Origin of the sequence: Altererythrobacter epoxidivorans (assembly GCF_001281485.1) — a bacterium.
GTDB classification, from domain to species: domain Bacteria; phylum Pseudomonadota; class Alphaproteobacteria; order Sphingomonadales; family Sphingomonadaceae; genus Erythrobacter; species Erythrobacter epoxidivorans.
Window position 1 is genome coordinate 1559356 of sequence record NZ_CP012669.1, and the last position, 20194, is coordinate 1579549.

Here is a 20194-nt window from a genome sequence, read left to right on the forward strand (position 1 = left end):
TCAGATGTCCTTTGCCAGCCGCAGTCCGGTGAACTGCCACTGCTGGTGGGGGTAGAAGAAGTTGCGATACGAAGCGCGGGAATGACCGCGCACGGTTGCGCAGCTCGCGCCCTTCAGCACGAACTGTCCGCTCATGAACTTGCCATTGTATTCGCCCACCGCGCCTTCTGGCGGTTGGTAACGCGGATAGGGCAGATAGGCAGAGCGGGTGAATTGCCAGCAATCGCCGAACAGGTGCGCGCTGCCGACGGGAAGCACCGGTCCGGCATCGTCGAGCTGGTTTCCGCCCGCCGCATCATGCGCCGGTTCATTTTCGGCGTGCTGCCCGCGGGCGATCGCTTCCCACTCGAATTCAGTCGGGAGCCGCGCCCCGGCCCAAGTGGCGAAGGCGTCCGCCTCGAAATAGGATATATGCGTGACCGGTGCGTGGGGATCGCGTGCCTGCCAGCCTGAATGGGTGAAGCACCTTCCGTCCTCACCCCAATAGAGGGGCCGGTCATGGCGCCCGTCATTTACCCAGGCCCAACCGTCAGAAAGCCACAGCCGTGCATCGCGGTAGCCGCCGTCGTCGATAAATGCCTTCCAGTCGGCATTGCTAACGAGCCGGCGGCTGAGCGCGAAAGGTTCGAGCAGGACACGGTGTCGCGGCCCTTCGTTGTCGAAAGCGAAACCTTCGCCATTGTGGCCGATCAGGGCGATCCCGCCGGGATGTTCGAACCATCCGTCCGGCTGTTCATCAGACGCCGCAGCGTCGGCTTTCCAGATTTCGGGTCCGAGCGGGTTCTGGAACATGGCATGCTTGATATCGGTCAGTAGCAGTTCCTGGTGCTGCTGTTCGTGCGCGATGCCGAGCAAAATCAGGTCAGCGCATTCGGGACGGTCGAGCAATGCCTGCATCGCCTCATCCACGTGTGCCCGCCATCCGATTACTTCATCCAGCGAAGGACGCGACAAAAGCCCGCGGGAGAAGCGGGAGATCCTGTCGCCTTCGGCCTCGTAATAGGAGTTGAAGAGATACGGCCAGTCGCTGTCGTAAAGCGTGTAGCCCTCTGCGTTATCGCGCAGCAGAAAGGTTTCCCAGAACCAGGTTGTGTGCGCGAGGTGCCATTTGGCGGGTGATGCATCTTCCATTGACTGGATCGTCGCATCGGCATCGCTCAAGGGCTCGACCAATGCTTCGGTCAAGGAACGCGTGTCGCGGTATTGATCTGCCAGCGCAGTGACGTTTTCGGCGTCGATGCGGGCGTGTCGTTCGGCCACGGAATACTCCCTTGCTTCCGGTCCGGAATGCCAAGCATGCCTGAAAAGGATTACAAATGAAAGGCATGGGCGGTTCCCCGCCCATCAGGCAGCCAGCCGCGCACGGTTCCTGCCGCCCTCTTTCGCCTGGTAGAGCGCGCGGTCGGCACGGGCGAACAGCGACAGCGCCGTGTCGCCATTTTCACATGACGCGATGCCCAGGCTGACCGTTACCGGGGGCACGGCACCAGCCGCACTCTCCATCGCGATCGCCAGCCGCAATCGTTCTGCGATCAGGCCGGCGAGGTGCTGATCGGCACCTGGTGCCACGCAGATGAACTCTTCGCCGCCGATCCGCCCCAAGAGATCGCCTGCGCGCGCATGCTGGGCCGCGATCCGGGCGATCTTCTGCAACACCTCGTCGCCGGCAGGATGGCCGAAGGTATCGTTCACGCGCTTGAAGTGATCGATATCGAATATGATGAGCGACAGCATCTCTCCACCGTCCCTGCTGCGCATGACCAGCCGGTCCAGTTCGGTCATCACCCTGCGCCTGTTCGCAAGACCGGTCAGAGGGTCGGTTTCCGCCAGACGCCGCGCCTTCTTTGCCTCGCGCACCGCGATTTCCTGCGACTGGCGCAGGCGTTTTTCCCGGCGCGCAATGTCGGTGACATCGAACAGCACCCCTACCACATGCGGCCTAGCCCTGACGCCTTGCCGGACATGGCAGGCGCGCATCCGGAACTCCCGTTCGAGACCATCGAGCCCATTGAAGGAGAAACTGACGTTGAACGTCCCCTTGCGCCCCCTCCGGCTCATCACCTGTCCAACAAGTTCCACGCCATTGGTGGCAAGGATAGTCTCGGCATCGCCCGGGAGCATTTCGGTTTGAGGGTCGAGCCCGAACAACCCCTTCATCCCGGCAGACCATTCCTGTCGCCCGTCGTCGGGCCAATATTGCCAGACGCCAAGATTGGCGATTTCTTCGGCCATATCGAAGAGACGGAGGATCTCTGCCAGTTTGCGCCCACGCCGGCGCAGCAGACGGGTCAGCGTGCCGTTGTGCCCCTTGTCGCGCGAAGCAGCGCGCCCCAGCAGGCATAGGGCCATGGCGAGCGCCACGACCAAGGCGGCGAGCGAAACGCTCACCGGACCGGTCATCGCACCGGCAAGGTCGAATGCGCGGATCACCATTCTCGCTCCATGCCGGAACGATTAGAAGTGAATGGTGAGGATCGCGCTCGCTGACCCTAGGTGAATCTGCCTAGGGTCGCTTGCAAACCGGGATCAGCAAACGATCAGGCAGCGTCCGCCTGACGCACGTTCACTTCCTGGTTCAGCATTTCGGCCAGCAGGAAAGCGAGTTCGAGCGACTGGGCCGCGTTGAGGCGCGGATCGCAATGCGTGTGATACCGGTCGCCAAGCGCATCGTCCGTAATTGCAACGGCGCCGCCAACACATTCGGTCACGTCCTGCCCGGTCATTTCCACGTGGATGCCGCCCGGATGGGTGCCTTCGGCGCGGTGGACTGCGAAGAAGCCCTTCACCTCGGTCAGGATGCGATCGAATGGCCGCGTCTTATAGCCGCTATCCGACTTGACGACGTTACCGTGCATCGGGTCGCAGCTCCACACCACCGGATGCCCTTCGCGTTCGACAGCGCGGACGAGCGGCGGAAGGCCTTCTTCGACCTTGTCATGGCCGAACCGGCTTATCAGCGTCATGCGGCCCGGCTCGCGCTTTGGGTTTAGAAGGTCGAGCATGCGCAGCAACGCATCGGGTTCGAGCGAAGGCCCGCATTTCATGCCGAGCGGGTTACCGATGCCGCGTGCGAATTCGACATGTGCGCTGCCATCGAAGCGGGTGCGGTCGCCGATCCAGACCATGTGTGCGCTGGTATCGTACCAGTCGCCGGTCAGGCTGTCGCGGCGCGTCATTGCCTGTTCGTACTGCAGCAGCAGGGCTTCGTGGCTGGTGTAGAAACTGGTGCCCTGCAGTTGCGGGACGGTTGCCGGGTCGATGCCGCACGCTTCCATGAAATCGAGCGCCTCGCCGATCCGGTCGGCTACGTCCGAAAACTTGTCGGACCACGGGCTGCGGCCCATGAAATCGAGCGTCCACTGATGGACCTGCCGAAGGTTGGCATAACCGCCGCCAGCGAAGGCGCGCAGCAGGTTGAGCGTGGCTGCAGCCTGCGAATAGGCGCGGACCATGCGCATCGGATCGTTGCGGCGCTGTTCGGGATCGAAATCGATGCCGTTGATATTGTCGCCGAAATAGCTGGGCAGCGTGACATCGCCCTGCGTTTCGGTGGCAGAGCTGCGCGGCTTGGCAAACTGGCCCGCCATGCGGCCGACCTTCACCACCGGCTTCTTGCTGGCAAAGGTCATGACGACCGCCATCTGAAGCAACACGCGGAAGGTATCGCGGATATTGTTCGGATGGAATTCGGCGAAGCTTTCGGCGCAATCGCCGCCCTGCAGCAGGAAGGCATTGCCCTTCGCCACTTCGCCAAGGTCAGCCTTCAACGCGCGGGCTTCACCGGCGAATACAAGCGGCGGATAGGACGACAGGGTCTGTTCGGCCTCGCGCAGCACTTCGGCGTCCTGATAATCAGGAAGGTGACGTGCTTCGAATTGCTTCCAGCTGTCGGGGGTCCAGGTATCTGCCACTTTACTTCTCAATTCACTCAAACGGAGCGCGCGGGTACACGCCCCTCATTAGAATTGCAAAGATGGAGGGGCGCAAGCGCTAATAATATTTCTTGGCGCAGTGATAGAGCCAGGCGATCACCGGCCGCTGACCGTCGTCTCCCGCGTCGCTGTCCCCAGCTTGGCTGCAGCAACCGACTGGTCGGTCGAGGTAGCAAGGCTTTGGCCTTCGGGGATGATTGCCAGCTGCCACGGCTTGTGGGCCGCGAAATACCGCTTTGCCAGCGCCTGCATCGCCTCTGGCGTGGTGCGCGAATAATCGCCCAGCAGCGTGCGTAGAAGCGCGATCCGGCGCGGGTCGTAGGTGGCGCCTTCCAACTGGTAGAGCCAGAAGACATTGCCTGTCGACGCGCGGCTGATGAGCTGGCGCAATGGTTCGGTTACGCGGGCGAGTTCATCGCTGTCCGCCGGCGTGTTCGCCAGATCGACCGCGATCCGCTCTGCCTCGGCAAAGAACACCGGCACATCTTCCGGCTTAAGCTGGGCGAATGCCAGGATGCGTCCGCCGCCAGCCAGGTCCTTCGGCCATTCGGAAACCACCTGCGGGGCGTAGCTTGCGCCCGCTTTTTCTCGCATCGCTTCCATCAGCCGGTTGTTGAACAATTGCGTCAGGATTTCGAGCTGGCGCGACTCCCGCAGTTCCTCGATACCGCCTCCGCTTGGCCATGCGATCACAGCAGCGGCCTGGTTCGGATCGCCGCGATGGTTGAGCACTTCGGGCGCGTCCGTATCGGGAAAATCCGGAACCCATCCGGCGACCGAGGCCGGAATGGGCGTCCGCTCGGGCAAGGCACCAAAGGTTCGGCGAAGCGTCTCGACCACCTCGTTGCGGTCGAATTCGCCGAACACGCTGACCTCGACCGGTCCCTGTTTCAGCAGCGGTTCCCACACGCGGCGGAAGCCCGCCACGGTCGTCGCATTCATTTCTGCCGGAGTGGGCGTCGCAAAACGCGGATCATTGTCGTTGAGGAGGAAATCGAGGTCGCGATTGAGCACGGCACCCGGGCTCGACGCCATGGCGTCATAGGCCAGGTTTGCCGCAGCCTTTGCCCGCGTAATCGGGTTTTCGTCCCAGCGCGGCATGCCCAGCTTCGCTGCAAACAGGTAGAGCTGGTCGGACACGTCAGCCGATCGGGTCTGCGCGTTGAAAGTAAAGGCGGCATCCTCGATTGCAAAATCGAAGCCCATCTTGCGGCCCGTCGTAATACGGTCGAGCTCTTCCTGTCCCAGTTCGCCAAGACCCGCGCCCACGAGTGCCATTTCGCCCAATGCGACATAGGGCGCATCCTTAGGGTCGAACGCGCGGTAGCCGGCGCCAAAACGCACGCGCACGGTCACGCGGCCGGGCTCTGCATCGTTCGGCCAGAGGATGGCCTTGATCCCGTTGCCAAGCTCGATCCGCTCGATCTCTTCCAGGCCGGTCAGCCCGAGCGATCCTTCAGACACGATGGTGCCTGGTTCACCCACTGGCGGCAGGTCGTCGAAGCTGATGGTCTGTGCTGCCAGGCGTGCACTGCCATCGGCGCCGACATCCTGGTCGAGCGCGAGGCGCAGCGTGTCGGCAGTCGCCTCGTTTGCGTCGGGCGTTACGTAAACCGAGCGGATGACCGCCCCGTCGAACAGCATTTTCGTCCGCTCGTGAATTTCGCTCGGGTTCAGGCGACCCTTCATGCCGCGGAATACCTGCAGCACCGTTTCGGGCGCTGCGACAGCTTCGCGGATATCGACCGCCTGGACGATCTGGTCTGCCAGCTTCGATCCGGCGAGGACCGACTTCTGCTCCAGCTCGCTAACGAAGGCGATGTCGAATTCGGCGACCTCTCGGTCGATCTCTTCCTGTGTCGGCGGCTGCGCGATGGCATCGGCGATGATCGCGCGCACGTCCGACAGCGGGGTCTGCCAGTCTTCCGAGAGCGGGTAGAATGTTACGAAGGTCGCATCGGTAGAGCGCGAGACGTCGTCCTGGTAAACCTGCGCCTCGAGATAGGAACCGCCGGCGCGGGCACGCGAACGCAGGCGGCGATTGACGATCGCCTGGCTAACCGCATCAAGCAGCAGGCCCTCGTTGTAAACGATGGTGTCGTTGACCGGGCGCCAGGGGCGCATCACTGCGTAGGTGAAGGCCCGCGGCATGTCCGGTTCGACCACGACGCCCATTTCACCGAGCGGATTTTCAGGATCGGCACCGGCAGGCGCGACCGGATCGCCGAAGTCGGGCGCCTCGACACGCTTGCCCTTCCCCTTCCAGTCTCCGAAATACTTCTCGACCAGCCGCGCCAATTCCATCGGATCGGTATCGCCAGCAACGACGATCACGGTGTTCTCCGGCCGGTACCAGCGATCATGAAACGCCTGCAAAGCCTTGCCCGTGGCAGCGTTGAGCGTTTCCTCGGTGCCGATCGGCAGGCGATTGGCGAGCCGCTGACCGGCAAATAGTGTCTGCCGCGTCTTCAGTTCGACACGTTCCCCGGCACCGCCACGCTCACGCTTTTCCGCAAGCACGATCGGCACTTCGGTATCGACGTTTGCCTGGCTCAGCACCGGTTCGCGCATCATGCCGGACAAAAGCTTGAAACTCTCTTCGAGACTGGCCGGAGTGATGCCGGGTAGGTCGAGCTTGTACACGGTGTGCGTCGGGCTGGTTTCGGCATTGGTATCGCTGCCGAAAGTCGCGCCGAGGCGCTGCCAGGTCGGGATTGCCTGCGCTGGTCCGAGGTATTTGCTCTCGCGGAACGAGAGATGTTCCATCAGGTGGGCAAAGCCCTGTTCGCTGTCCATTTCATGCAGCGATCCGGCATCGATACGGATGCGGATCGACACCTGCCCCGGCGGCACGCCATTGTGGCGCACGGCATAGCGAAGGCCGTTGTCGAGTTCTCCGAATAGCCAGTCCTTGTCACGCGGGACGTCGCTGCCGCGATAAATCCAGGGCGTTTCATCGCCGGTCTGCAGTCCGCTCGGCAGCGCCTCCTGCCTGTCCTGTGCCAGCATCGGAGCAGGCAGCAGGGCGGTGGATGCGAGGAGGGTTACAGCGCATGCGGCGCGAAAAATCGACTTCATGGCGAACAGTATAGGGACCCGAGGCATGAAGGGATAGTGAATAGCCCGCCAAGCGCAGACTTGCGACATGCCGCGCGCAGACCTACATCGCGGCCATGTTCATCGAAACCGCCGCTACGCCCAATCCCGCCAGCCTCAAATTCCTGCCCGGTCGGCAGGTGATGCAAAGCGGATCTCGAGAATTCACTTCGCCCGAAACCGCCGAGGCGAGCCCGCTGGCGCAGGCGATCTTCGACACGGGCGAAGTGGTGAACGTATTCTTCGGAACCGATTTCGTGACGGTTACGGCAGCGCCAGGGGTCAGCTGGGCCGATCTCAAGCCGCAGGTCGTGGCTATCCTGCTCGATCATTTCGTATCGGAAGCACCCCTGTTCGCAGGCGGCACGGCAGACGGTATCTCCGTCCCTGCAGAAGATGAGCTGGTCGTCGATGAAGACGAGGCCGACGCAGACGTCGTCGCGCAGATCAACGAACTGCTCGAAACCCGCGTCCGCCCTGCTGTTGCCGGCGACGGCGGTGACATTGCCTATCGCGGATTCAAGGACGGGGTCGTCTATCTGACCCTGCAAGGTGCCTGTGCCGGTTGCCCGTCGTCCACGGCGACGCTCAAGCAGGGTATCGAAGGCCTGCTGAAACATTATGTGCCCGAAGTGGTTGAGGTACGCGCAGCCTGATTTCGCCCAAGTCGAGCAAGGATTTTCATGACCACCCAGTTCCACGACCATCACCTGTCGGCCGACGCGCTCGACCAGATCTTCCGCGAAGCGCGCAGCTATAACGGCTGGCTCGACAAGGAAGTGAGCGACGAACAGCTGCACGCGATCTGGGAACTGATGAAGATGGGCCCGACCTCGGCGAACATGCAGCCGAGCCGGATCGTTTGGGTCAAATCGCCGGAGGCAAAGGCGAAGCTGGTCGACTGCGTTTCCGACGGCAACAAGGAAAAGGTCAAGGCCGCTCCGGTCACTGCGATCATCGCTTACGACATCGATTTCCACGAGGAACTGCCGTGGCTGTTCCCGCATACGGACGCCAAGAGTTGGTTCGAAGGGGACGAGGAAGGCCGCAAGGAAGGCGCGTTTCGCAACTCGTCCCTGCAAGGCGCCTACCTGATGATCGCGGCGCGCGCGCTGGGGCTCGATTGCGGTCCGATGTCCGGTTTCGACAAGGGCGCGCTGGAAAAAGCTTTCCTCGCGGATGAACCGCGCCATCGCGCGAACTTCATCTGCTCGATCGGTTATGGCGACAAGACGACGATTTTCGATCGCAGTCCCCGCCCCGAATTCGACACCTTCAACGACATCGTCTGACTTGCAGGCCCGCGCAGGCTGAGGCATCGCAATAGCCATGCGTACGCTCGCCATAGAGACCGCCAGCGAGGCTTGCTCCGTCGCCCTGTTCGACGGGACCAGGCTGCTTGCCAGCGACCATCGCGTGCTCGGGCGCGGACATGCCGAACGCCTGATCCCGATGATCGAAGGACTGCCTGAAAAAGGCCGTGCCGAACGCATCGTCGTTTCCCTCGGCCCCGGCAGCTTCACGGGCGTGCGTATCGGCATCGCCGCTGCCCGCGCGCTTGGCATCGCATGGGATGCAGAGGTGCTGGGCTATCCGACTCTTGCACTTGTGGCTGCCCGCACCTGGCAGCCCGATCCGCGTCCCGTGACCGTGTGCATGAACGGCGGACATGGCGAATGGTTCGTGCAGAACTTTGCCGACAGCAGCCAGGCGGAGGACGAGGTTCGCTCCCTTGCCCCGCGAGATGCAGCAGCGGCTTGCCTCCACAATGTCATTGCCGGCAACCGAGCCAGGGAACTGGCCGAGCTTATTGGCGACGGCGCGATGGCGCTCGACCTGCTGCCCGACGCCAGCAAGACCTACCTGCTGCACGAGACCAGGCTGACCAGTAACCTCGCCCCGATTTACGGTCGCGGCCCAGACGCGAAACTGCCCGGACAATGATGCAGGCCGACCTGATCGACCGGATCATGGAGGTCATGGAATGCGCCTTCGACGCCCGTTGGGGAGAGGCCTGGAACAGGCGCCAGGTTTCAGACGCGTTGACGCTGCCGTTCACGCATGCGCTGCTGATCGATGCCGAAGGCGAAGAAGTGACCGACCGTTGCGAAAAAGCTGTGGGTTTTACCTTGAGCAGGCACGTGCTTGACGAAGAGGAATTGCTGCTGATTGCGGTCGCGCCGTCAGCGCGCGGCAAAGGCTTGGGCCGAAAGCTGCTCGATTTACTTGCCGAGCGGTCAAAAGGTCGAGGAGTCTCGCGTATCTTCCTCGAAATGCGGTCGAATAACCCTGCAGAACACCTTTATCGCTCGTTCGGGTTCGAACCAATTGGCAAGCGGCCAGACTATTATCTCACTGCCGAAGGAAGTCGTCTCGATGCGATAACTTTTGGTTATAGTGTTTGAATTCATGCAGTAAAAAAGGCAAAATTGCGTAATTCAAAAACTTGCAACATTTGATGTCTTCGTCCAGAGTTTGACCAGACCGGAGGACAATCCGGCGCTATAAAAAAATACGAGGAACTCATGGAAGATATTCAGCTAGACATGAAAGAAACGCTGATAACGCTGACGTCGGATATCGTCGCAGCGCATGTCAGCAACAATGACGTCGCGGTGGGTGACGTCCCCAATCTCATCACGAATGTTTACCAGGCGCTTTCGGGTCTTGGCAGCAACGCGGCACCGGCCGCAGAGCGCCCCGATCCGGCTGTGTCTGTCCGTTCGTCGGTCAAGAAAGATCACATCGTCTGCCTCGACTGCGGCAAGAAGATGAAGATGCTCAAGCGGCACCTTTCGACCGAACACGACATGACCCCGGACGACTATCGTGCCCGTTGGGACCTAGCGCCCGACTATCCGATGGTCGCACCGGCCTATGCCGAAACCCGCCGTGACCTGGCCAAGAAGATCGGCCTCGGCCGGAAACCTGGCCAACGTCGCGGTCGTCGCAAGAAAACCGACTAAGATTTCTCAGCCAACTTGAGAAGGACGCCCCGTCATCCTAAGGATGCGGGGCGTTCGTATTTTAGGAGCCCGGATTGCATCAGAAAATCGATCTCGAACAATTGTGCGCCGACAAGGGTTTGCGGATCACCGAGCAGCGCCGTGTGATTGCCCAGGTGCTGTCGGACAGCGACGATCATCCCGACGTCGAGCTGCTGCACCAGCGCGCCTCTGCCATCGATCCGAAGATTTCGATCGCGACGGTGTACCGTACCGTCCGCCTGTTTGAAGAAGCGGGCATCCTGGACCGTCACGATTTCGGCGACGGGCGCGCCCGTTATGAAGCTGCGCCCGAGGCACATCACGACCACCTGATCGATGTCGAAACCGGCAAGGTCGTCGAATTCGTCGATCCCGAGCTGGAATCGCTCCAGCGGCAGATCGCAGAGAAGCTCGGCTATCGCCTGGTGGACCACCGGATGGAGCTTTATGGCGTCCGCCTCGACCGCCCCGATAAGTGAGCGCGCCCGCCGCCGGGCGGAAAATTATGGCCGCAAGCGCATGGCCGCCATGCGGGGGGAAAAAGTCCCGCTCACCGTTCCAGGGCGGATCCGATTTGCTCTCCGCCTGAGCGCAATCGTGGTCCTGCTGCTGGTTTTGGTGCCGCTGCACTACCTCTACCGCGTCTTCGCCTACGGCTCCCCCTTCCCCATGCTGTTCCTGCGCTACACGGCGCGGATCGTCGGGGCACGGGTAAAGACGGCAGGCACGCCGCTGCGGCGCGACGTTTTCTTCATCTCGAACCATATCTCATGGATCGACATTCTCGCGCTTGCCGGTGCGAGCGGCACCGCCTTCGTCGCAAAGTACGAATTGTCGCAAGTGCCGGTAATCGGCTGGCTTTGCCGCCTGAACCGCACGGTATTCGTGAAGCGCGAGAACCGCATGGGCGTCGCCGAACAGATCAATGCGCTGAAAGAGGCGCTGCAGGACAACTGGTCGGTCACCGTCTTTCCCGAAGGCACTGTCACAGACGGGCACTCGCTCCTGCCATTCAAGAGCTCGATGCTTTCGGTGCTGGAACCGCCCCCGCCCGGCGTCATGGTCCAGCCGGTGATGATCGACTATGGCGACGTTGCAGAGGACGTTGCCTGGGTCGGAGAGGAATCTGGCGGCCACAACGCCATGCGCGTGATGGCTCGCAAGGGCACATTCGAACTGCGGATAAACTTCCTCGAACCGTTCAGCCCGGTCGAATATCGCGGGCGCAAGGCGATTGCGATGAAAGCGCGCGAGGAAATCGAAGCGGCGCTGGTCGAGACGCTCGGCAAACCCTTGCGCGATTTCCAGCACACGGTCGAGGCGATCCGTTACACCCCGCCGCCAGAGGAAAGCTTCCCTGTCGAGTAAAGCGCTGGGCTTACAGCCCCGCGCTTACCAGCCAGTCGTGAAACAGGCGGACGGGCCGTTCTTCGAGCGCTGTCGGCTTGCAGACGAACCAGTAGCTGTAGGGGCTTTCGACCTCGACCCCGAAAAGGTCGGTCAAACGATTGTCGTCAGCGCGTCGCATATGGTCGTCATGCATGATCGCGATGCCTAGGCCCTGACCCGCCGCAGCGAGCATCAACTGCCCTGAATCGTAATGGTCGATCGCAGCCGGCTCCAGATCCTCGATATTGAGCGCGCGTTTCCACGCCTCGAAACTTTCCGGAAATTCGTTGTGGATCAGGAAAGTCTGCTTAGCGAGGATTTCCTTGTCCACCTCGCTCCCGATCATCTGCGCCATGTCGAGGTTGCAGATCGCGTGAACCATGTTGTGATCGAGCCGGACCGCATGCAATCCGCGCCCCGGTCCGCGCGACAGGATTATCGCGGCGTCGAGCGTGTCCCCCACCCGGTCTTCGAGGTGTGGGCCTGTATCGATATCGATGTGCAGCAACGGATGACGTTTCCGCAGTTCGCCAAGGCGCGGAAACAGGCGCTGGCTGCCGAACAGGGGCAGGACGCCCAGATGCAGGCGCAGCAGAGAGATGTTTTCCGACTGGCTTTCGACCGCGCGTGCGAGCGCTTCGAAATGCGGGTTCACCGTTTCGTAGAACGCCTGCCCTTCATCGGTAAGCTGCATCGACTGCCGCGCACGCGTGAACAGCTTCTTGCCCACGAATTCTTCGAGATTGCTGATCCGGCGAGACAAAGCCGAAGGGCTGAGCCCGATTTCCTCGGCAGCCGCACGGGCAGATCCGAGCCTGACGGTGCGCATGAAGGCTTCGAGCGCGCGGAGCGGGGGAAGTCGTCTGGTCGCCATGAGGCAATTCCTTGCGGCGTCATGCCCGCAATGTCGAGCCTATTTGTTGCAGAAATCGAAACCAACCGAAGCGAAAGTCAGCCCTCGATTGCTTCTTCTTCAATCTCCGGCGAGTGCAATCGCAGCCTGGTAACATGCGTTTCGTCACCAGCCGTCACCTCGATCCGCCATCCGCTGGGATGTTCGACGATGGTACCGACAGGGGGTACCTGCTCTGCCAGCACGAAGGTGAGGCCGCCCAGCGTGTCGACCGATTCCTCTACATCGGCAAGGCGCGGGTCGACCATGTCGGCCACGTCATCGAGTTCGGCCCGCGCGTCGCAATCCCACATGCCGTCGCCGATCGCGACGATAAGTTCTTCCGGCGCATCGTCATGCTCGTCCTCGATCTCGCCGACGATTTCCTCGACCAGGTCTTCAATCGTGATGATCCCGTCGGTGCCCGAAAATTCGTCGAGCACGATGGCAAGGTGGGTCCGGCGCGAACGCATGTCCGCCAGCACGTCGAGCGCCCCTCGTACCTGCGGAACGTAGAGCGGCTGGCGCATCAGCGTGGTCCAGTCCTTTGGCGGCGGCTTGCGCTCTGCCAGGAACGGAAAAACGTCCTTGATGTGGATCATGCCGATCACTTCGTCGAGTGTGCCGCGATAGACCGGCAGGCGCGAGTGTCCGTGTTCGCTGAAGGTTGCAACCAGTTCGTCCCAACTGATCGAGGCATCGACGGCGATGATTTCACCGCGCGGCACGGCAACATCGTCAGCATCGTGTTCGCTGAAGTGTAGCAGGTTGCGCAGCATCTGCCGCTCTACCGGCGACAGGTCGCCATCATCGGTGCTGGTTGTTTCCGTTTCGCCGTTTTCGTCCTCGTGCTCGTCGATAGCCTCTTCGAGCTGGGCACGCAGCGAACGATCGCCGTCACCGGCTTTCAGGAATTTGCGGATGGCGGGCCACAGCCCGCTGCTACTTTCCGCCTCTCCGGCGGGGGATTGGGAATCGGGCATGGCCCTGCGTGGCTACTCCTTTAAGTCACGGTCACCATATGGGTCCGCGATACCCAGTTTGGCAAGCGCTGCGATTTCCAGCGCCTCCATTGCTTCTGCCTCTGCGTCATTGTCGACATGGTCGTGGCCGGCAAGGTGCAGCATGCCATGCACGATCAGGTGGGTGGCATGGGCATCGAGAGCGATACCCTTTTCTGCTGCCTCGCGCGCGCAGGTTTCATGGGCGAGCGCGATATCGCCGAGCATTTCCGGCGGCCCTTCGTCGGGGTCGAGATGCACCAGGTCCACGCGTTCGAGCATCGGGAAACTCAGGACATTGGTCGGCTTGTCCCTCTCGCGCCATTCGCGATTGAGCACATGCACCTCGGCGTCACTGGTAAACAGGAGGCTGGCGACAAGGCGCGGATTCGCCAGCGCTGGCTCGACGGAAGCGGCCGCTTCTACAGCGCGCGCTGCGAGCGCTTCCCAATCGCCTTCGGGCCAATCTTCGATGTCGACGTCCAGTTGCATGCCTAGTCCGTTTGAATGTTCTGCAGCGCGACGCCAACGCATGTAGGGTCGGCGCCGCGATTGATCATCGGTCCCCATCGCGCGGTCAACTCGATCCGGTCATAGCAGATCCTGGTGTCGCCCGGTTCCGCATAGACCAGCAGCGCTGCGTAACTCCAGCTTGAGAGCATCAGTACAGCAAGGGCAATCCGCCAGATCGCTCGAACGTTCTTGTTCACGGCTCGCCAGGCGAAGAATGCGACCGAACAGAACCAGTAGAGCGAAAGCCCGAGAAACCAGATTTCCAGTTCATGGAATGCAAGGACGAGGAAGATCAGCGGCGCACCGAAGATCAGCGCATATTTGCCGAACCAGATCGGCCCCCACCGCGTCGTAAAACTGTCGGGATGACGCATTTTGATCTTACGAGATCGGACCCTCATATGCCTCGACGATGCGGCCCACGATCGGGTGGCGGACGACATCGGCAGCGGTGAAGCGCGTCACTGCTATCCCTTCAACGCCTTCGAGCTTTTCGACAGCATCGGCCAGCCCGCTCATCCGGTCGCCACCTGGAATATCGACCTGGCGCGGGTCTCCGCACACCACCATGCGGCTGTTCTGACCAAAGCGGGTGAGGAACATCTTCATCTGTTCACGCGTGGTGTTCTGAGCCTCGTCGAGGATGATGAAGCTGTCGGCCAGCGTGCGCCCGCGCATGAAGGCAATAGGGGCGATCTCGATCTCGCCCGATGCTAGGCGCCGCTCGACCTGTTCGGGCGGCATACAATCATACAGCGCATCGTAGAGCGGCCGAAGGTAGGGGTCGACCTTCTCCTTCATGTCGCCGGGCAGGAAGCCGAGCTTTTCGCCCGCCTCCACCGCCGGACGCGACAGGATCAGGCGCTGGACGCTGCCCGTGATCAGCTGGCTGACCGCCTGCGCCACCGCGAGATAGGTCTTGCCGGTACCCGCCGGTCCGAGCGCAAAGATCACGTCGTCGCGTGCCAACTGGCGCATGTAGGGAATCTGGTTCGCGCTGCGCGGCACGATCGTCTTGCGCCGCGTGCGGATCATGATCGGCGGCGCTTCCTTCTCGCCGCTGATGATCCCTTCCAGTGTCGGTTCGTTCGACATCGCGATAAGCGATTCTATCGCGCCTGCATCGAGGTCCTGCCCCTGGGCGAGCCGGTCGTACATGGTCTGGATCGTTTCGCGGGCACGGGCGACGCTGTCCTCCGGCCCTTCGATCATCACCTTGTCGCCGCGAGCGGAAATGAACACGCCCAGCCGGTTTTCGACCTGAACGAGGTTGGCATCGAATTGTCCGAATAGCGGGCCCAGCAGCGACTGGTTCTCGAAGCTCATTTCCGCCTGTGCGCGGCGAATTTCGCGGTTGGGTACAGGATCGGGCGAAAGCCTCGGCTCTCCCTGATGATCGGCTGCTCTGGTCGGTCTACGGCCCATATTCTCCTTGGCCCTGCGGCCTTTCGAGTCGTCTTCCATCAAACTTAGGAGGGAATGCGCCGGAAGCAAGAAAGCCACTGCAACGTGGCGGTGGAAAGTCACCAAGTTGCAAGAATCAGATTTTCGCACCACACTTTCAAAACAGTTCTTGCGAAGGGGAAGTCGAATGCTCCGTTACCTCGCCGTTCCTGCAATGATTTCAGCCCTTGTCGGCTGCTCTCCTGCAGAAGATCCTGCCGCTGCCGATGCTCCCGATGCCGCAGCGACCGAAGAAGCAGCGGCGGCGCCTTCGCCCACTCGCGACGAAGACATCGAACACTTCCTGTTGCAGGAATACCCGGATGCCGGGACCATCCGCTATGCGACCGCATGGATCGACCTCAATGGCGACGGCGCGGACGAAGCGATCGTATACGTCGCCGCTCCCTATTTCTGCGGCACCGGTGGCTGTCCTACCCTGGTCCTGACGCAAGCGGGCCCGATGTGGAGCAAGGTCGGCGATATCAGCGTCTCGCGCACCCCCATCGGCCTGCCGGGAACGACGACCAATGGATGGAGCGACCTGGCCGTTTCTGTCGGCGGTGGCGGCGGCCAGTCCGGGACCGCGCTGCTCAAATTCGAAGGCGAAAGCTATCCGTCGAACCCGACCGTCCCTCCGGCAGAGATGACCGAAAAGTTCGGGACGATCCTGCTGGCAGAGGAACCGGAATTCAAGACAGCGGAGCCTGTCGCTCCGGCCGAGTAACGCTCAGGCGATCACCGGCTCGATGATCCGGCCCGCAAGCGAATTGGGGCCGGCTTCGAGCAGTTCGACCTCGACCAGGTCGCCGATGGTATAATCGCCGTCGAACCAGACGCTTTGCAGCCAAGGCGATTTGCCGAGCCACTGGTTGGCGTGCTTGCCCTTGCGTTCGATCAGGACCTGGCAAGTTTTGCCAACGCTCCCCTCGTTGAAGGCGTGCTGGTCACGGTTCAAGAGCGCCTGCAGCCGTTGCAGACGGTCGTCCATCACGTCCTTTGGAACCTGCCCGTCCATCGTCGCAGCGGGGGTGCCGGGACGCGGCGAATATTTGAAGCTGTATGCCTGCGCGTAACCGACCGCATCGACCAGCGCGAGGGTGTCGGCGAACTCGGCTTCGGTCTCGCCCGGGAAACCGACGATGAAGTCGCCTGACAGGGCAAGATCAGGTCGCGCCGCACGAAATCGCTCGAGCAGCCTGAGATAGCTTTCCGCCGTGTGGCTGCGGTTCATTGCCTTGAGCACGCGATCGTTGCCCGACTGCACCGGCAGGTGGAGATAGGGCATCAGCTTGTCGATCTCGCCATGGGCGGCAATCAGCGCGTCATCCATGTCGGCAGGGTGGCTGGTCGTATAGCGGATGCGCTTCAGCCCATCGATCCTAGCCAGGTCACGGATCAGTCCCGCCAGGCCCACCTTGTGTCCCTTTGTGTCCTCACCGGACCATGCGCTTACGTTTTGCCCGAGCAGCGTGATTTCACGCGCGCCCGCTTCGACCAGTTTGTGCGCTTCGGCCACGAGGTCGCTGTAAGGGCGCGAGATTTCCGCGCCGCGGGTATAGGGCACCACGCAATAGGTGCAGAACTTGTCGCACCCTTCCTGCACCGTCAGGAAAGCGGTTGGACCGATCTTGCGCCGTTCTGGCAGGGCATCGAATTTCGCGATCGGCGGCATGTCGGTGTCGGTCGCACGCTCGCCCTTAACCGCTTTGTCGAGCATTTCCGGGAGCCGGTGATATGCCTGCGGGCCGACCACCATGCTGACCGCTGGCGCGCGCGCCATGATCTCTTCACCCTCGGCCTGCGCAACACAGCCGGCAACCGCGATCATCGGTTCACGGCCCGCGGCCTTGCCCGCCTTCACCAGCCGCCCGATGTCCGAATAAACCTTCTCCGCCGCCTTCTCGCGAATGTGGCAGGTGTTGAGCACGACGAGATCGGCGTCCTCGCCCTCCGGCGCGGGCGTAATCCCGCGTGTCGCAAGCAGTTCCGCCATGCGTTCGCCGTCATAGACGTTCATCTGGCAGCCGAAGCTCTTGACCCTGTAGGTCCGTGGAGGTGTTTTCGCGGTCATGGGAGGCGCGCCTTTAGGGCAATCGCTGGCGCGGTTCAATTCTTTCGCAGCGACGCCGCGCGGTCGAGATCCTTCTCGCGCCCGAAAATCTCGAGGATCGTGACAAGTTCGTCGAGCTCCGGTGCGAAGACTTCGCATCCACAGTGCGAGACCCGCGTCCTGGTCACGGGTTCGATACGGTACCATTCGTCGCCGACGCGAACGTCGAGGCCGGTCATGAACTCGACAGCAATCGCCGGTTCGCTCCAAATGCCGAAAAGCTCGGAACGGAACATCGGCTTGCTCTCGTCAGGCGAATTGCTGAGCGGCAGTCGGGCATAAAGCGCGTCGAGATCGCGCCGCGACACGATCACGTCGATATCGGCGATTGAACCGGGTTCGCCGCCATGGAGGGCGACGGCAGCGCTACCGATCACCCACCAGTCGTCACGGGCACCCGACATTGCTTGCGCAAGCCGGCCGAGCGATTTGGCGAAAGTCTCGTCGGTCAAGCGTGGGCTCCGGCTTCAGCGGATTGCCGCCGCAAGAGTATCGTCGCGCTGACAAAACCGACGATCCATGGAAGGATCACCGGCGAAAGCATCATCAGCCCGACCATGAACCACGCGAAATCCTCGCGCAGGGTGCCGGTCGGCGTGCTCGTAGCCATGACAGCCACGTAGGCCCAGAATGGCAGGAGGCCGAAGCCGATCCATCTCGCCACACGGCCGAGCCGCCTGATTCGCGGGGTGAACCAGCCTGCACCATAACCGATGGCGAGGCTGGCAAAGACCAGGAGCCAGAACTGTGCAGTCACAAGACTGGCTCCCGTGTCGGATCAGGCTACCGTCGCCTTGACGATCTTGCCCGGATTTGCCGGCGGCTCGCCCTTGGGCAGCGCGTCGACATGTTCCATGCCGCTCGTTACCTCGCCCCAGACGGTGTACTGGCCGTCGAGGAAGTGCGCGTCTTCGAAGCAGATGAAGAACTGCGAATTGGCGCTGTCGGGGAAGCTCGAACGCGCCATCGAGCAGGTGCCGCGCACGTGCGGTTCGGCATTGAATTCCGCCTTGAGGTCAGGACGGTCGCTGCCGCCCATGCCGGTGCCCGTCGGGTCACCGCCCTGGGCCATGAAGCCCGGGATCACGCGGTGGAAAACGACGCCGTCATAGAAACCTTCTTTGGCGAGCTCGGAAATGCGTTCGACGTGGCCCGGCGCAAGGTCGGGACGCAGCTTGATGACGACATCCTTGCCCTCGCCGTCTCCGGTATCGAGCGTGAAGGTCAGCGTCTGGTCGGCCATAAATGAATCTCCTTGGTTTGGCCGGGGGATATAGAGACTTGTGGGGACGAGTCACCCCCAAGGCTGATCGCGTCTTGCAATTCCGACCCTCCTGCCTAGACCACACCCCATGACCGAGCCGATCCACGACGAAGACCTGCTGGAAGTGCAGGCTGCCGATATTCCGGCAGAGGACGGCCCGCACCCCGACGACCGCATCGACGACGAGCGGCACGACGAGGAAAACCGCCTGAAGCCCGAATATCTGCGCGCCGTTCGCGATGCGCTGGAAGAGGGTGAAAAGGGCGAGGTTTATGACCTTGTCGAGCCGTTGCATCCGGCCGACATCGCCGACCTTCTCGAACTTCTCGACCGCGAAGACCGCGCCTTGCTGGCCGCAGCCATCACCGATCTGATGAGCAGCGAGGTCATCGCAGAGCTCAACGATCACGTCCGCGAGGACATGATGGAAGCGCTCGCCCCTGAAGCGGTCGCGACCATCGTCGAGCAGCTGGAAACCGACGACGCCGTCCAGCTGATCGAGGATCTGGACGAGGACGACCAGCAGGCCGTTCTTGCCGAGATGGAGGCAGAAGATCGCATCGCGATCGAAAGCGCCCTCGCCTATCCCGAGGAAACCGCCGGCCGCCTGATGAACCGCGATTTCGTCGCGGTACCCGAACACATGACCGTGGGCGGCCTGATCGATTATCTGCGCGAGGAAGGTGACCTGACGCACGATTTCTTCGAAGTCTTCGTGGTCGACCATATGCATCACCCGGTCGGGACCTGCGCGTTGTCGTGGATTTTGACTGCGCCCCGCAACGTTGCGCTGACCGACGTCATGAAACGCGACCAGACGCTGATCCCGGTTACGATGGATCAGGAAGAGGTCGCCCTGATGTTCCAGAAATACGGCCTGATCTCTGCCGCCGTGACCGATGACGATGGCAGGCTGGTCGGCCAGATGACGGTCGACGACGTCGTCCACATCATCTCCGAAGAGGCGGGCGAAGACGTCCTGCTGCTGTCGGGTGCTGGCGACGGCGACATCAACGAACCGATCCGCGAAGCCTATGTCAGCCGCGTACGCTGGCTGATCGCAAACCTCGGCACGGCGTTGGTCGCATCACTGATCATTGCCATGTTCGGTGCTGCGATCGAAAAGCTGGTGGCGCTCGCCGTCCTGATGCCGATCGTCGCAAGCATCGGCGGCAATGCCGGTACGCAGACCATGGCCGTTTCGGTTCGCGCCATTGCCACCAACCAGCTGACGCGCGCCAATACCTGGCGGATCGTCTGGCGCGAAATGCGCGTCGCATTGCTCAACGGGGCAACCGTCGCGGTGCTGATCGGGATCGCAACTAGCCTGATCTTCAATCCCATGCTGGGCGGAGTGATCGCTACCGCCATGATCATCAACATCGCGGTCGCGGGCTTGGCCGGCGTGCTGGTCCCGGTCATCTTCGAGCGGCTCGATCAGGACCCTGCCGTGGCGTCGAGCGTGTTCGTGACGATGATCACGGATTCGATGGGCTTTTTCGCCTTTCTGGGGCTGGCAGTTGCCAGCGGCTTGGTCTCCGCCGCCTGACACCCTATCTGGCAG

At 61.9% G+C, this 20194-nt stretch carries 22 protein-coding genes; 9 read left to right on the forward strand and 13 right to left on the reverse strand.

Annotated features, from left to right (window positions below; all coding sequences use genetic code 11):
- The 4 genes from egtB to AMC99_RS07825 form a co-directional block, all read right to left on the reverse strand.
- The gene (gene egtB, locus AMC99_RS07810; RefSeq protein WP_061925050.1) at window positions 1-1260 is read right to left on the reverse strand and encodes an ergothioneine biosynthesis protein EgtB; all 1260 of its coding nucleotides are present in this window, start codon (window positions 1258-1260) and stop codon (window positions 1-3) included.
- An 84-nt stretch (window positions 1261-1344) separates the two neighbouring features.
- Window positions 1345-2433: a GGDEF domain-containing protein gene (locus tag AMC99_RS07815; RefSeq protein ID WP_061925053.1), complete on the reverse strand. Its 1089-nt coding sequence runs from the start codon at window positions 2431-2433 to the stop codon at window positions 1345-1347.
- 104 nt (window positions 2434-2537) lie between these two features.
- The gene (locus AMC99_RS07820) at window positions 2538-3911 is read right to left on the reverse strand and encodes a class II 3-deoxy-7-phosphoheptulonate synthase (RefSeq protein WP_061925056.1); all 1374 of its coding nucleotides are present in this window, start codon (window positions 3909-3911) and stop codon (window positions 2538-2540) included.
- 117 nt (window positions 3912-4028) lie between these two features.
- The gene (locus AMC99_RS07825; protein WP_083440212.1) at window positions 4029-7010 is read right to left on the reverse strand and encodes a M16 family metallopeptidase; all 2982 of its coding nucleotides are present in this window, start codon (window positions 7008-7010) and stop codon (window positions 4029-4031) included.
- A gap of 95 nt (window positions 7011-7105) precedes the next feature.
- Between AMC99_RS07825 and AMC99_RS07830 the strand changes: the two genes are divergently transcribed.
- The 7 genes from AMC99_RS07830 (at window position 7106) to AMC99_RS07860 (ending at window position 11383) form a co-directional block, all read left to right on the forward strand.
- A complete protein-coding gene (locus tag AMC99_RS07830; protein WP_061925059.1) occupies window positions 7106-7684 on the forward strand; it encodes a NifU family protein in 579 nt (192 codons plus the stop codon).
- Window positions 7685-7711: 27 nt separating this feature from the next.
- The gene (locus AMC99_RS07835) at window positions 7712-8320 is read left to right on the forward strand and encodes a malonic semialdehyde reductase (protein ID WP_061925062.1); all 609 of its coding nucleotides are present in this window, start codon (window positions 7712-7714) and stop codon (window positions 8318-8320) included.
- A gap of 37 nt (window positions 8321-8357) precedes the next feature.
- Window positions 8358-8972 carry a tRNA (adenosine(37)-N6)-threonylcarbamoyltransferase complex dimerization subunit type 1 TsaB gene (tsaB, locus tag AMC99_RS07840; RefSeq protein ID WP_061925065.1) on the forward strand — a complete coding sequence of 205 codons (615 nt, stop codon included), beginning with the start codon at window positions 8358-8360 and terminating at the stop codon, window positions 8970-8972.
- Window positions 8972-9433: a GNAT family N-acetyltransferase gene (locus AMC99_RS07845; protein ID WP_061927838.1), complete on the forward strand. Its 462-nt coding sequence runs from the start codon at window positions 8972-8974 to the stop codon at window positions 9431-9433. The genes tsaB and AMC99_RS07845 overlap by 1 nt, the downstream gene beginning before the upstream one ends.
- A 120-nt stretch (window positions 9434-9553) precedes the next feature.
- Complete coding sequence (locus AMC99_RS07850; RefSeq protein ID WP_061925068.1) at window positions 9554-9994, forward strand: Ros/MucR family transcriptional regulator; 441 nt, start codon at window positions 9554-9556, stop codon at window positions 9992-9994.
- 74 nt (window positions 9995-10068) lie between these two features.
- A complete protein-coding gene (locus AMC99_RS07855; protein ID WP_061925071.1) occupies window positions 10069-10494 on the forward strand; it encodes a Fur family transcriptional regulator in 426 nt (141 codons plus the stop codon).
- Entirely contained in the window at window positions 10463-11383 is a 921-nt protein-coding gene (locus tag AMC99_RS07860) for a lysophospholipid acyltransferase family protein (protein WP_061925074.1), read from the forward strand. Before AMC99_RS07855 ends, AMC99_RS07860 begins: the two co-directional genes overlap by 32 nt.
- Before the next feature lie 10 nt (window positions 11384-11393).
- Here AMC99_RS07860 and AMC99_RS07865 read toward each other — a convergent pair whose 3' ends face one another.
- The 5 genes from AMC99_RS07865 to AMC99_RS07885 all read right to left on the reverse strand — a co-directional run bounded on the left by AMC99_RS07865 (window position 11394) and on the right by AMC99_RS07885 (window position 15235).
- Window positions 11394-12278 carry a LysR substrate-binding domain-containing protein gene (locus AMC99_RS07865; RefSeq protein ID WP_083440119.1) on the reverse strand — a complete coding sequence of 295 codons (885 nt, stop codon included), beginning with the start codon at window positions 12276-12278 and terminating at the stop codon, window positions 11394-11396.
- Between the two features lie 77 nt (window positions 12279-12355).
- Window positions 12356-13279 (reverse strand): hemolysin family protein, encoded by a 924-nt coding sequence (locus AMC99_RS07870; RefSeq protein WP_061925077.1) that lies wholly within the window; start codon window positions 13277-13279, stop codon window positions 12356-12358.
- Between the two features lie 12 nt (window positions 13280-13291).
- A complete protein-coding gene (gene ybeY / locus AMC99_RS07875; protein ID WP_061925080.1) occupies window positions 13292-13789 on the reverse strand; it encodes an rRNA maturation RNase YbeY in 498 nt (165 codons plus the stop codon).
- Between the two features lie 2 nt (window positions 13790-13791).
- Window positions 13792-14184, reverse strand: coding sequence for a hypothetical protein (locus AMC99_RS07880; protein WP_061925083.1), 393 nt, complete (start codon window positions 14182-14184; stop codon window positions 13792-13794).
- A gap of 7 nt (window positions 14185-14191) precedes the next feature.
- The gene (locus tag AMC99_RS07885; protein WP_083440214.1) at window positions 14192-15235 is read right to left on the reverse strand and encodes a PhoH family protein; all 1044 of its coding nucleotides are present in this window, start codon (window positions 15233-15235) and stop codon (window positions 14192-14194) included.
- Window positions 15236-15401: 166 nt separating this feature from the next.
- On the opposite strand from AMC99_RS07885, the gene AMC99_RS07890 reads away from it, so the two are divergent.
- Complete coding sequence (locus AMC99_RS07890) at window positions 15402-15980, forward strand: hypothetical protein (protein WP_061925085.1); 579 nt, start codon at window positions 15402-15404, stop codon at window positions 15978-15980.
- Between the two features lie 3 nt (window positions 15981-15983).
- Here AMC99_RS07890 and miaB read toward each other — a convergent pair whose 3' ends face one another.
- From miaB to AMC99_RS07910, 4 genes are read right to left on the reverse strand one after another with little or no spacing between them, the layout of a single operon-like run.
- Window positions 15984-17327 carry a tRNA (N6-isopentenyl adenosine(37)-C2)-methylthiotransferase MiaB gene (gene miaB / locus AMC99_RS07895; protein WP_061925088.1) on the reverse strand — a complete coding sequence of 448 codons (1344 nt, stop codon included), beginning with the start codon at window positions 17325-17327 and terminating at the stop codon, window positions 15984-15986.
- A gap of 35 nt (window positions 17328-17362) precedes the next feature.
- Window positions 17363-17818, reverse strand: coding sequence for a hypothetical protein (locus tag AMC99_RS07900; protein WP_061925091.1), 456 nt, complete (start codon window positions 17816-17818; stop codon window positions 17363-17365).
- Window positions 17815-18123 (reverse strand): hypothetical protein, encoded by a 309-nt coding sequence (locus AMC99_RS07905; RefSeq protein WP_061925093.1) that lies wholly within the window; start codon window positions 18121-18123, stop codon window positions 17815-17817. The genes AMC99_RS07900 and AMC99_RS07905 overlap by 4 nt, the downstream gene beginning before the upstream one ends.
- 21 nt (window positions 18124-18144) lie before the next feature.
- Window positions 18145-18609 (reverse strand): peptidylprolyl isomerase, encoded by a 465-nt coding sequence (locus tag AMC99_RS07910; protein WP_061925098.1) that lies wholly within the window; start codon window positions 18607-18609, stop codon window positions 18145-18147.
- 109 nt (window positions 18610-18718) lie between these two features.
- Here AMC99_RS07910 and mgtE point away from each other — a divergent pair, with 109 nt between their 5' ends.
- A complete protein-coding gene (mgtE, locus tag AMC99_RS07915) occupies window positions 18719-20179 on the forward strand; it encodes a magnesium transporter (RefSeq protein ID WP_061925101.1) in 1461 nt (486 codons plus the stop codon).
- The last annotated feature ends 15 nt before the right edge of the window (window positions 20180-20194 follow it).